Genomic DNA, 13,121 nt, shown 5'->3' on the forward strand with positions numbered 1-13,121 from the left:
ACTTACTTAAAAGCTTAACATTAAGTTAATATTGACAAGGTGTAAAAGCAAGACCTTTGCAGCGCATTTAATAATAATTTAGATTAGAAATGAAGAAAATTAAAAATGTTTTACTAATAGCGCTGTTCTTTGTGGCTGCAACAGTTTTAGGACAAATTCAACTTACAGGTAAAGTAGTTGACGAAATGGGACAACCCCTTCCTGGAGCTGGTGTTATCGTTAAAGCAACTGCGAACGGAACAGCAACAGATTTTGATGGGAATTTTAAGCTAAGTGCTAAATCGAAATCAGGAGTTGTAATCGTATCATTTATTGGATACGTTAATCAAAAAATAGCTTATACAGCTTCAAAAAGTAACTTAGGTACTATTAAATTAGAGCCTTCAAATGTTTTAAACGAAGTTGTAATTACAGCAACATCTTTTGCGGTTGGTAGAAAAACTCCAGTAGCAGTATCAACCCTTAAATCGGCTGATATCCAAGCAAAATTAGGAACACAAGAATTTCCTGAAATTTTAAAATCTACCCCTGGAGTATATGCTACCAAAACAGGAGGAGGTTATGGAGATTCTCGAATTAATTTACGTGGTTTTGCTTCTGCAAATGTAGCGGTTATGATTAATGGAGTTCCTATTAATGACATGGAAAGTGGTAAGGTATATTGGTCTAACTGGGCTGGTTTATCAGATGTAACTGCAGCAATGCAGGTTCAAAGAGGGTTAGGTGCTTCTAAAGTAGCTGTGCCTTCTATTGGTGGTACGATTAATATCATTACAAAATCTACTGATGTTAAAAAAGGTGGGAGTATTAATAGTTCAGTAGCGAATGATGGGTACCTTAAATACGGAATGACACTCTCTACAGGTTTATTAGATAATGGTTTAGCTGTTACTGCTTCTTTAAATAAGATGTCAGGAGACGGATACGTAGATGGAACGCAATTTGAAGGGTTTAATTATTTTTTAAATATCTCAAAACGTATAAACGCTAAACATAAGTTATCTTTTACAGGTTTTGGTGCAAAACAAGAGCACGGACAGCGTTATAATAGAAAATCTATTAAATTTAATAGAAATACCGAACAAGGGGGAAGAAGATTTAATCCAGATTGGGGATATAGAAATGGAAAAATTGAAAATTCATCTTATAACTTTTACCATAAACCTCAGTTATCATTAAACCATGATTGGACTATTTCTGAGAAGGCATTTGTAACGACTGCTTTGTACGCTTCTGTAGCTTCAGGAGGAGGTAGAAGAACTCAAGGAGATGCGTTTAGTGCTAGTCAACTTGATAATTACAGATTAGGTGGTGTTGATCAACCTATCGGTTATGATAAAATTGTTCAAGAAAATATTGCAAATGGGGTAAATGGAGCTTCTAATGTTTTTACATCTTCAATGAACGATCATAAATGGTACGGGGTATTATCTACCTTAAAATATGATATCGATGAAGAATTTACTTTCTCTGGAGGTTTAGACGCAAGATATTATGTAGGTTCTCATTATTATGAAGTAAACGATTTATTAGGAGGTGACTATTGGTTAAACAATAACAAAGCCTTAAAAGTTGGTGATCGTTTTAGTAAAGATTACGATGGTTATGTAAAACGTAACGGAGTATTTACACAATTAGAATACTCTAATGGAGATTTATCAGCATTTTTCTCTTCTTCTGTATCAAATACAAACTACAGTAAAGAAGAAAATATGAATGCTTTAGGAATGTCTGATAATTATAATTTTATTGGTTTTGGTAACAAAGGTGGTGTTAATTATAATATAGATGAAAAGCATAACGTATTCGGAAACATCGGGTATTTATCAAATGCACCATTTATGAATGCCGTATTTACAAATCAAAGAAATAATGAATTCAATAAAGAAGCTGTTAACGAAAAAGTATTTAGTGCAGAATTAGGGTACGGTTTTAAATCGGAAATTTTTTCAGCTAATTTAAATGTTTATAGAACTTCTTGGTTAGACAAGTCGGTTACCAGCTCTATTGTAGACCGTGTTACAGATGAACGTTTGTATGGTAACTTTACAGGTTTAGATGCTTTACACCAAGGTGTAGAATTTGACTTTGTTTATAAAGTAACAGATAAGTTAAAGTTAACAGGTATGGCATCTCTTGGAGATTGGACATGGCAAAGTGATGTAAAAGGAATCATTGAAAATGAATTAGGAACTAAGCGAAAAGAAATAGAAATTAACGCGAAAGGGTTAAAAGTAAATGACGCAGCACAAACTACATATGCCGCAGGATTATCGTATGAGCCAATTAAAAAGACAAAGTTTTTTGTTGATTATAATTATGCAGGTGATATCTATTCTAAATTGAATATCAACGAAAGTACAGACAGACAAGATTCTTGGAAAATGCCAAATTATCATTTATTTGATTTAGGTTTTAGACATGGATTTAAAATAGGAGACTTTAACGCTACTGTAAACGGTAAATTAAATAATATTTTAGATACAGAATATATTTCAGATGCTTTTGATGGATTAAACCATACAGCACAAGATGCTACGGTATATTACGGAGCAGGAAGAACGTTTAGTTTAGGATTAAAAGTTAAATTTTAAAAAATAGAATCATGAAAAATATATTTTTATTAGTAGCTGTTTTTGCAATGGTTTTTACTTCATGTGAACCATTGGAAGATATCAATGCAGAAATTGATGCACAAGAAAATGCTATTGTAGCAGATGTAGAGTATACTCTTGAAGATGCCGATTATACAAACAAAATTACAAAAGGAGGATTAGGTTTTAAATACCCTAATTTTAATTCGGAAGCAGATGCAAAAGCAGAATTACCTGCATTTTTAGCAAACAAGTATCCTGTTTTTGGAAAAAAATCATCAGCAGTAGTAACTTTTAAAGTTTATAGCAAAAAAAATACTGAAAAAAGTTTAGAAAGCTATGAAGTAACAAAAGCAGATTATACTGAAGCAGGACAGAAATATGGTAACTTTAGTAAGTTTTCTCATATTACTGATTTTTTAAACCGTAAATACACAAATCCAGCAAACAGATTATTAGTTTCTTTAACTTATAAATATTATTCTGGGGCTGTATCAACATTAAACAACGGTTTTTTATTTAACAATGGTGCTTGGGAATTAGTTACAGGTTTTTCAAAAGAAGAATACAAGCAAATGGGGGAGTCTCATCCTAATTTTTCTAGTAAAGATGAAGCCTATGCTAAAATTCCAGTATTTTTATTAGATAAATATAAATACGAGCCAAAAGAAGCAGGAACTATTCAAGGATTTATGTACAAAATGTATCTTGGTGGAGGTGTAACAGATAGTTCAGTAATTTATTTTATCTATGATGGAACTAAATGGGCTAAATATACCAATACTATTGAACAAACAGTTAAGTTTGGGCATGACGGAACTAATTGGGTGCCTGATAATACTATCAAATATACTTTAACAGCAGCTGATTACGCTTTAATTGGTAATGATAGATACAATAACTTTGATGTAAGAGCAGGTAAAGATGACGAAACAGAAGCTGTTCGTTTAGATAAAATTAATACAATTTTATTAAACAATTTCCCTACAGATCTTGAAGGTCAAAAATATATTGTTTCATATTCAGTATATGATGGATCTAATAAAGTTTTTACAATGAAACTTATAAAAGAAGGTACTGTTTATGTTATTCAAAAAGAACAAGCATAAAAATATTCAATAAAACAATTTAAAAACCACCTCAATCGGGGTGGTTTTTTTATGCTTAAAATTCACTAAATTTGCCAATAACAAAAATAAACACAGACACATCATGATGAAAACATTACACTCTTATTGGGCATATATTGTGCTAGCAGTATTAATTTTTACAGTAGTAAATGCCATTATAGGATTAATTCAGAAAAAAGAATTTACACACAAAGAGTTTCGTTTAGGATTGTTTAGCTTAATTACTACACATATTCAATTATTATTAGGTTTTTTTGTGTATTTTATAGGTGGTTTTCAAAAAGGGTTAGGTGAAATGAAAGATGCTCCTGTAAGATTATTAGCTTTAGAGCATCCATTAATGATGATTATCGCAATCGTATTAATTACTGTAGGATGGTCAAAACACAAAAAACAAGTAAAAAGTGAAGATAAATTTAAAACCTTTACCATCTTTTATGGGCTAGCATTAGTAGTAATATTATCAAGAATCCCTTGGAATAATTGGTTTTAATAGTACTTAATTCGTTTTAATTGAAATATATAGTCCCACTTTCGTGGGATTTTTTATTTTTGTATTATACTAAACTATAATACTAATGAAATTTATAAGTTATATTATCTCTTCAATATTTGCAGTAGTTTTCTTTTCACTACTATTAATATTTCATCCTATACAATGGTTAGGATTGAAATTTTTTGGGCAGAAAGGGCATCAAAAAGTAGTGAATATTATGAATTGGTTTTTAATTAAATCATTATTAATTTTAGGGATTCGAGTACAAGTAGAAAATGAGCAAGAATTGCCAGAAAACACCAGTTTAATATTTGTATCAAACCATCAAAGTACTTTTGATATATCGCCAATTATTTGGCATTTTAGAAAGAACAATCCAAAGTTTGTTTCTAAAAAAGAATTAGGAAAAGGTATTCCAAGTATTTCATTTAATTTAAGACACGGAGGAGCAGCTTTAATCGATAGAAAAGACCCAAGACAAGCTTTAACCGAATTGGCAAATTTCTCAAAAACTATTGATAAAAATAACTGGTCTGCGGCTATTTTTCCTGAAGGAACAAGAAGTGTAACAGGCGTGCCAAAATCATTTTCACCAAACGGCTTAAAAATGATTGCAAAATACAATCCCGAAGCTTATATTGTTCCGTTAACCATAAATAATTCATGGAAAGTGTTTAAATATGGGAAATTTCCATTAGGCTTAGGAAGTCCTATCAAAATTAAAACACATACGCCAATAAAAGTGAATAGTTTACCGTTTAAAGAGTTGATAGATAGTGTGGAAAACACCATTAAAGAAGCAATCGATTACTAAAATAGAAACAAAACAAACAACTATAAAATATATATTATGTCAATACAAAACATCCGAAAGGAAGTAATGAAAACGCTCGAAAAGAACATTGATCTTTTCGTAGATAAATTTTTAATCCCTGCTGAAAAAATTTGGCAACCAACTGATTTTTTACCAAACTCACAAAAAGATACTTTTATATCGGAAGTAGAAGAAATTAGAGAATTATCGAAAGAATTAGACGATGATTTTTGGGTGGTTTTAGTAGGTGATACCATTACAGAAGAAGCTTTACCAACCTACGAATCATGGTTGTTAGATTTAGATGGAGTTACACAACACCCCGATAACGGCTGGGCAAAATGGATTCGTGCTTGGACAGCAGAAGAAAACCGTCATGGTGATGTGTTAAACAAATATTTATATCTTTCAGGACGTGTAAATATGCGTGAAGTAGAAATTACCACACAGCATTTAATTACCGATGGATTTGATATTGGAACTGCTAGTGACCCGTATAAAAACTTTGTTTATACGAGTTTTCAAGAATTAGCTACTTATATTTCACACTTAAATGTTGGGAAAATAGCAAAAAAACAAGGGCATAAATCGTTGGCTAAAATGTCTCGAATTATCGCTGGAGATGAAATGCGTCATCATTTGGCATATACCGAGTTTATTAAGCAAATTTTTGCGATTGACCCTAGCGAAATGATGTTGGCTTTTCAACACATGATGAAGCATAAAATTGTAATGCCAGCTTATCATTTAAGAGAGTCTTTTGCTGCAAAAGGAACTTTATTTGATGATTTTTCAACAGTAGCACAAAGAGTTGGCGTTTATACAGGTTTTGACTATGTTGATATTCTTAAAAAGTTAAATGCTGCTTGGGAAATTGATAAAATTACAGGCTTAACGCCAGAGGCTGAAAAAGCCCGTGATTATTTAATGAAATTACCAGACAGAATGTACCGAATTACAGAACGAATGATAATTCCTGATACAAAATTCAACTTTAAATGGATGATTCCAGCATAAAAAATAAATATTCAAGAGAAAAAGCAGCCTTAAGGTTGCTTTTTTTATTTAAAAATCTTGAAGAAATTAATTAATAATATGTTTAAAAATTAAAATTAAATTCTCGTCATGCTGAATTTATTTCAGCATCGCATCAACAGGAGAACTACGGAAAATCAGGATGTGAAACTGAAATAAATTTAGTTTGACGGATTCAATTCCTTATTTTTATGTTATATTTTTTTTCAGATGAAATTTAAACAGGCTTTAAAAACAAACGCATCTTTATCATTTAAAAAACCAAATTTACTACGAATTTCAGTTTGTTTTTCTTTATCTAAAGTAATTGATAATGAAATTTCTTCACTGTTATTATTTTTAGAAATACAATTTCCAAGCATATCATAACAAACAGAATTTCCGTTATATTGATGTCCATTAGCATCTGTTCCAACTCTATTTACACCAATTGTATAACTCATATTTTCTATGGAACGAGCTTTTAATAAAGTATTCCAAGCTTCAATTCTTGAACTTGGCCAACTTGCTACATATAGTAATAAATCGTAATTATCGGTGTTTCTAGCCCATGCAGGAAAACGTAAATCATAACAAATTAACAGACAAATTTTCCAGTCTTTATAATTAACAATATTTTTTTTAGTTCCAGCGGTAAATATTTTTTGTTCTCCAGCAAGGGTAAATAAGTGTTTTTTATCATAAAAATCAATTTTACCTGAAGGATACACAAATAATAATCTGTTATAATAAAGCTCTTTTTCTTTGGATAGTCTTTTCATCCAATTTACAGTATCGCCACTCATGGTTTCTGCTAAATGATTTGCTTTCATGCTAAAACCAGTTGTAAACATTTCAGGTAAAATAATTAAATCGACATCCGAAGAAAGTTTATTTATTTTTTCTTCAAATTTTATTCTGTTTTCGGTCGGATTTTCCCAAACTAAATCAGATTGTATAAGTACTGCTTTAAGTTTATTATAAGTATTCATTATTCAAAAAATGAAGTGGTTATTCTTATCAAAAATAAGATAAAATTTGTACTTTGGGTTGATTAAAAAAAAGCTATGAATTCGTTTATTTCTGAAACTTTAGATGCCATTTTAGAAACCACTAAATCATTTGAAGATGTTGTATTTATTCTTCCTTCTCAAAGAGCAGGGGTGTTTGTAAAACAAACATTTAAAGATAAAATTTTTGCAGGTTTTTTACCTGAAGTTATTAATATTGGAGATTTAGTGGAAGATATATCTGAAATTACAAAAGTAGATTCGGTACAATTATTATTTCATTTTTATACGATTTATAAACAAGCAGAAGAAAATCCAGTTTCTTTTGATATTTTTTCTACTTGGGCTTTTACTGTTTTAACAGATTTTAATGAAATCGACCAGCATTTAATTGATCCGACTAAAATTTTCGTGTATTTACGAGATATTCATCGCTTACAAAAATGGTCGGTAAAAGGAGAGTTTAAAGAAACCGAATTGATAAAAGATCATTTCTCTTTTATAGAACGATTAGAAAAATTTTATAAAGTATTTTATAAGTTTTTACTTGAAAATGAAATAGGGTATCAAGGTGTTTTATATCGTGAAGCAACTAAAAAAGTAACGAGTTTTCTTAAAAAAAATGAACATAAAAAATATTTTTTCATCGGATTTAATGCCTTAAATACTGCTGAAGAATTTTTGTTTCAAGCCTTTTTATCCGAAGGAAATACCAAAGTATATTGGGATGTTGATAAATCATTTTATCAAACAAATCATCAGGCGGGAAGTTTTTTAAGGAAGTATAAGAAAAACTGGAAATATTACGAAAAAAGTACAGGAAATAAGCTTGAAACCATTAAAAATTATTTTGCTGAAACTAAAAATATTCAAGTAATTGGCGCTTCAAAAAATATAACACAAGTAAAATATGCAGGCGAAATTTTAGCAAAATTACCAAGCTATAATAATACTGCTTTGGTTTTAGCAGATGAAACTTTACTACCTATTACCTTAAATTCATTGCCAGAAAGTGTGAAGGCGATTAATATTACCATGGGATATCCGTTAAAAGATATTCCTACAACTACTTTAATTTTCGCTATTTTTCAGCTGTTCAATAATCAAGAAAAATTACAAAAACAAACTGAAAATCTGTTTTATCATAAAGATGTGGTTCGTTTTGTAAAAGATGCGGCAATATATAAACTATTACAAATTGATGATCTTGAAAATGTAGCAGAAATTATAGCATCTGCAATTGTTAAAGAAAATAATACGTTTATAAGTAGCACTAAAATCAATGATTTTTTAGCGCCTTTAGATGATGAAATTAAACAAATTATTGGGCTTGTTTTTTCGAAGTTTTCAACAATATCAGAATTTTTATCAAGAATATTACAGTTAATAAATGTTTTAAAAGATAGGGCAAACGATTTAGAAAAGGAATATTTATTCCGTTTTTATACCGCTTTTACACAATTACAAACCTTACATAATCAGTTTAATTATGTACAAGATTTAAAAACTTTACATCAGTTTTTTAAACAATTAATTCAATCTGAAAGTTTATCATTTCAAGGAGAACCATTACAAGGATTACAATTAATGGGAGTTTTAGAAACCAGAATGTTAGACTTTGAAAATGTAATTATAACATCTGTAAATGAGGGTGTGTTACCTGCAAGTAGTCAACAAAATACGTTTATTCCTTTTGATGTAAAAATTGAATTTGGCTTGCCTACTTACAAAGAAAAAGATGCACTTTTTTCGTATCATTTTTTTAGATTATTACAACGAGCTAAAAATATTTATATTCTATATAATACCGAACATGATGTGTTTGGAAGCGGTGAAAAAAGTCGTTTCGTAACACAATTAGAAATGATGCGAAATGATATTATTGAAAAAACAATTACTCCTAAATTAGTAACATCACCTGTAAAATTAAAACAGATAAAAAAAGATACAAAAGCATTAGAATGTTTGCGAGAACTTGCTCAAAAAGGAATATCTCCATCGGCTTTAACTAATTATTTATACAATCCGATAGCATTTTATAAGCAGAAAATTTTAAAAATAGATGAGTTTGAAAATGTAGAAGAAACTGTTGCTTCAAATACTATGGGTAATGTAGTTCATGATGTTTTAGATAATTTGTATAAACCATATGTTGGTAAATTTTTATCAGTTGCCGATATTGCTAAAATGCAATTAAAAACAAAAAAATTAGTCGTTTATTATTTTTCACAACATTTTAAAAATGGAAATATTATTACAGGAAAAAATAGACTAATTTTTGAAGTAGCAAATCGTTTTGTTGAAAATTTTTTATCCAAAGAAAAAGAACTGTTAAAGGATGAAAATAATCGCCTAAAAATTATAGGAGTAGAAGATTTTTTAGCTACTGAAATTATGATTGAAGGTATTGATTTTCCTATAAAAATACACGGAAAAGTAGATAGAATAGACGAGTTAAATGGCGTTATTAGAATTATAGATTATAAAACAGGAATGGTAAATTCAGCTAACTTAAAAGCTTCTGATTTTACAAATATCAGAGATTTAAAACATCATAAAGCAATTCAAGTAATGTTGTACGCTTTTTTATATACTAAAAATAAGAATTTTGATTTTTCGAAGAATTTAGAAGCAGGAATTATATCCTTTAAAAATTTAAATAATGGGTTTTTGAAGATGAATTTTTCACCTAAAAGAGGAGGTGTTGATAACTTAGTTACAGAAGAAAAATTAGCCGATTTTATGGATGAAATAAAACAGTTTTTACTAGAAATATACAATTCTGAAGTTGATTTTATTGAACCAGCTGATTTGCTTTACTAATAAAACTATATTTTAAGGATGTGCATTTACCCAAACTTCACCATCTTCAAAATATTCTTTTTTCCAGATTGGTACGGTTTCTTTTAAAGTATCAATAGCAAATTGACAAGCCTCAAAAGCAGCATTTCTGTGCGGAGAAGAAACGGTAATAATTACAGGGATATCTTTAATTTGTAACATTCCTTCGGCATGATGAATAGCAATTTTTTTGATGCTAAATTTAGTCATTGCTAAATCGGCAATTTTTTGCATTTCTTTAATTGCCATTGGTTTGTAAGTAGAAAAATCTAATTGTGTAACATTTTTGTTTTGTGTAGCATTTCTAACTGTTCCAACAAAAACAGCAATTCCACCACAAGCAGAATCTTCTACAAAATTATAACATTCTTGTAAATTTAGTTTTTCAGCAGTTACTTTTATTGAGGTCGTATTCATATTAAATAATAAACATTTACAAATATATATGTTTGAAAAGTTAAATAGTACAAATGAATAAGATTTAAATAATTATTTTTGTAGCTTTAAAATAAAAGAAGACACCTTTTTAATAAAATATATGAAAACACTTAACGATTTTAATTTCGAAAATAAAAAAGCATTAATCCGTGTAGATTTTAATGTGCCTTTAAATGATGTATTTGAAGTAACTGATGCTACAAGAATTCAGGCAGCAAAAGCAACAATTATTAAAGTTTTAGAAGATGGTGGAAGCTGTGTTTTAATGTCGCATTTAGGACGTCCTAAAGCCCAAGAAGATGCCTTTTCACTACGTCATATTGTTGCTGAAGTAACTAAAAATTTAGGCGTTCAAGTAAAATTTGTAAATGATTGTATTGGTGATGAAGTTGCTGATGCCGTAGCAAATTTAAAAAGTGGCGAAATTTTATTATTAGAAAACTTACGTTTTTATCCAGAAGAAAAAACAGGAGATATTGCTTTTGCTGAAAAGTTATCAAAGTGGGGAGATATTTATGTAAATGACGCTTTTGGTACAGCACACAGAGCGCATGCTTCAACAGCTGTAATTGCTCAGTTTTTTACTGATAATAAATGTTTTGGTAATTTATTAGCTACTGAAATAGAAAGTATTGATAAGGTTTTAAATGATTCTGAAAAGCCTGTAACAGCTATTTTAGGAGGTGCAAAAGTATCATCTAAAATTGGAGTTATTGAAAATATTATTGAAAAAGTAGACCATATTATTGTTGGTGGAGGAATGACTTTTACTTTTATAAAAGCATTAGGTGGAAACATCGGAAATTCATTAGTGGAAGATGATAAATTAAGTTTAGCATTGGCTATTTTGAAATTAGCAAAAGAAAAAAATACAGAAATTCACTTACCTGTAGATGCTGTAATTGCTGATGCTTTTTCTAATGATGCAAATACGCAAACAGTAGATACTACAAAAATTCCTGAAGGATGGATGGGACTTGATTGTGGAGTAAAAACTTCAGAAAATTTTGCAGCAGTAATAGCTAAATCGAAAACTATTTTATGGAATGGTCCTTTAGGTGTTTTTGAATTAGAAAATTTTTCAAAAGGTACTATTGAATTAGGAAATGCTATTTCAAAAGCAACTGAAAACGGTGCATTTTCTTTAGTTGGAGGAGGAGATTCTGTAGCCGCTGTAAAACAGTTTGGTTTTGGTGATAAAGTAAGTTATGTTTCTACAGGTGGAGGTGCAATGTTAGAAATGTTAGAAGGAAAAACATTACCAGGAATTGATGCTATTTTAAAGTAAAAATTAAAATATGAAATTTTTGAATTTAAAATATTTTCTTTTACTAGGGTTTATCTATTTTATGATGAGCTGTTCTAGTTTTAACCTTGGATATACCCACGGTAGAGCTATAAACAGTTTTATTTTGATAAATAAAAATGATAAATTTATTGGTAATAGAAGAATTAAATACCATTTAGGGCATCATGGAAAAACAGATTTATATAATTTTTTAAATAAACGAGAATATCCCGATTTTATTTATGAATTTGAGGATGATAAGAAAAGTCAAACTCTTGTTTTATTTTACCCAAAGATAGATTCAGCTTTTGTATTTAAGCCTTTTAATAGAAGATCTATCGGTTTAATTCTAAGAGAAAAAAGAGTAATAACACCATACGAAAGAGTAGTTTATAGTAAGTTAGTTAGAAGTAAATGTGGTCAATTATATAAATAATCTAAAATTAGTATGAAATATACAACACTACCAAATACCGATACCAAAGTTTCTAAAATCTGTTTAGGAACCATGACTTGGGGAAATCAGAACACAGAAGCTGATGGACACCAGCAAATGGATTATGCTTTATCGCAAGGTGTAAATTTCTTTGATACAGCCGAATTATATTCCGTTCCTGCAACTCCTGAAACTTATGGAGCAACGGAAAAAATCATTGGTTCTTGGTTTAAAAAAACTGGAAATCGTGATAAAATAGTATTGGCAAGTAAAATTGCTGGTGGTGGCGATTATACCAAACATATTCGTACTGGTGGATTTACAAAACAAAATATTATTGATGCTGTTGAAGGAAGTTTAAATCGTTTACAAACCGATTATATGGATTTGTATCAATTACATTGGCCTTCTCGTGGCGTAAATTGTTTTGGTGTGCGTGATTATCCTTATAAAACATCGGCAGAAGAGGCTGAAAATCATTTAGAAATTTTAGAAACTTTAAATGATTTAGTAAAGCAAGGAAAGATAAAACAGATTGGTTTATCAAATGAAACTCCTTGGGGTACAATGAAATATTTGCAAACTTCTGAGCAATATAATTTACCAAGAATGACTACAATTCAAAATTCGTATTCGTTAATTCATAGAGGTTATGAGCAGGGAATGAGCGAGGTTTCTATGCGTGAAAATATCGGTTTATTGGCATATTCGCCATTAGCACAAGGTGTTTTATCAGGAAAATATTTAGATGGAAAACATCCCGAAGGGGCAAGAGGAACCTTATTTCCACGCTTTATAGCACGTTATATGAGTGAAGGTTCATTAAAAGCGGTTGCCGAATATTTGAAAATTGCAGAAAAAAATGGTTTAACACTTGCTGAATTATCATTAGCATATATTAATCAATTACCTTTTGTAACAAGTAATATTATTGGAGCTACTAAAATGAGTCAGCTAAAAGAAAATATCAATTCTATAAATATTGATTTATCCGAAGATATTTTAAACGAAATTGAAGCTGTTCATGCTTTAATTCCGAATCCTGCACCGTAATAAATGC

At 29.7% G+C, this 13,121-nt stretch carries 11 protein-coding genes; 9 read left to right on the top strand and 2 right to left on the bottom strand.

Features of this window, described 5'->3' with window-relative positions:
- The first annotated feature begins 89 nt into the window (after positions 1–89).
- The 5 genes from ABNT14_RS00620 to ABNT14_RS00640 all read left to right on the top strand — a co-directional run bounded on the left by ABNT14_RS00620 (position 90) and on the right by ABNT14_RS00640 (position 6,051).
- Positions 90–2,594: a TonB-dependent receptor gene (locus tag ABNT14_RS00620; protein WP_101902122.1), complete on the top strand. Its 2,505-nt coding sequence runs from the start codon at positions 90–92 to the stop codon at positions 2,592–2,594.
- Positions 2,595–2,605: 11 nt separating this feature from the next.
- A complete protein-coding gene (locus ABNT14_RS00625; RefSeq protein WP_101902121.1) occupies positions 2,606–3,703 on the top strand; it encodes a hypothetical protein in 1,098 nt (365 codons plus the stop codon).
- 106 nt (positions 3,704–3,809) lie between these two features.
- Complete coding sequence (locus tag ABNT14_RS00630) at positions 3,810–4,217, top strand: hypothetical protein (protein ID WP_101902120.1); 408 nt, start codon at positions 3,810–3,812, stop codon at positions 4,215–4,217.
- 85 nt (positions 4,218–4,302) lie between these two features.
- Complete coding sequence (locus ABNT14_RS00635) at positions 4,303–5,034, top strand: lysophospholipid acyltransferase family protein (protein ID WP_101902119.1); 732 nt, start codon at positions 4,303–4,305, stop codon at positions 5,032–5,034.
- Between the two features lie 36 nt (positions 5,035–5,070).
- Positions 5,071–6,051, top strand: coding sequence for an acyl-ACP desaturase (locus ABNT14_RS00640; RefSeq protein ID WP_101902118.1), 981 nt, complete (start codon positions 5,071–5,073; stop codon positions 6,049–6,051).
- A gap of 224 nt (positions 6,052–6,275) precedes the next feature.
- On the opposite strand, the gene ABNT14_RS00645 is transcribed toward ABNT14_RS00640, so the two are convergent.
- Positions 6,276–7,040 (bottom strand): nitrilase family protein, encoded by a 765-nt coding sequence (locus ABNT14_RS00645; RefSeq protein ID WP_101902117.1) that lies wholly within the window; start codon positions 7,038–7,040, stop codon positions 6,276–6,278.
- 75 nt (positions 7,041–7,115) lie between these two features.
- Between ABNT14_RS00645 and ABNT14_RS00650 the strand changes: the two genes are divergently transcribed.
- The gene (locus ABNT14_RS00650) at positions 7,116–9,881 is read left to right on the top strand and encodes a PD-(D/E)XK nuclease family protein (protein WP_101902116.1); all 2,766 of its coding nucleotides are present in this window, start codon (positions 7,116–7,118) and stop codon (positions 9,879–9,881) included.
- A gap of 12 nt (positions 9,882–9,893) precedes the next feature.
- Here ABNT14_RS00650 and ABNT14_RS00655 read toward each other — a convergent pair whose 3' ends face one another.
- Positions 9,894–10,316, bottom strand: a complete 423-nt coding sequence (locus tag ABNT14_RS00655) for a molybdenum cofactor biosynthesis protein MoaE (protein WP_101902115.1) — start codon at positions 10,314–10,316, stop codon at positions 9,894–9,896.
- A 121-nt stretch (positions 10,317–10,437) separates the two neighbouring features.
- On the opposite strand from ABNT14_RS00655, the gene ABNT14_RS00660 reads away from it, so the two are divergent.
- Genes ABNT14_RS00660 through ABNT14_RS00670 form a run of 3 tightly spaced genes read left to right on the top strand, consistent with a single transcriptional unit; the run spans position 10,438 to position 13,114 of the window.
- Positions 10,438–11,625: a phosphoglycerate kinase gene (locus tag ABNT14_RS00660; protein ID WP_101902114.1), complete on the top strand. Its 1,188-nt coding sequence runs from the start codon at positions 10,438–10,440 to the stop codon at positions 11,623–11,625.
- Between the two features lie 10 nt (positions 11,626–11,635).
- Positions 11,636–12,061: a hypothetical protein gene (locus ABNT14_RS00665; protein ID WP_101902113.1), complete on the top strand. Its 426-nt coding sequence runs from the start codon at positions 11,636–11,638 to the stop codon at positions 12,059–12,061.
- Positions 12,062–12,073: 12 nt separating this feature from the next.
- Positions 12,074–13,114 carry an NADP(H)-dependent aldo-keto reductase gene (locus tag ABNT14_RS00670; protein WP_101902112.1) on the top strand — a complete coding sequence of 347 codons (1,041 nt, stop codon included), beginning with the start codon at positions 12,074–12,076 and terminating at the stop codon, positions 13,112–13,114.
- Positions 13,115–13,121 lie beyond the last annotated feature (7 nt).

It is taken from the genome of Tenacibaculum dicentrarchi (assembly GCF_964036635.1).
GTDB lineage: Bacteria > Bacteroidota > Bacteroidia > Flavobacteriales > Flavobacteriaceae > Polaribacter > Polaribacter dicentrarchi.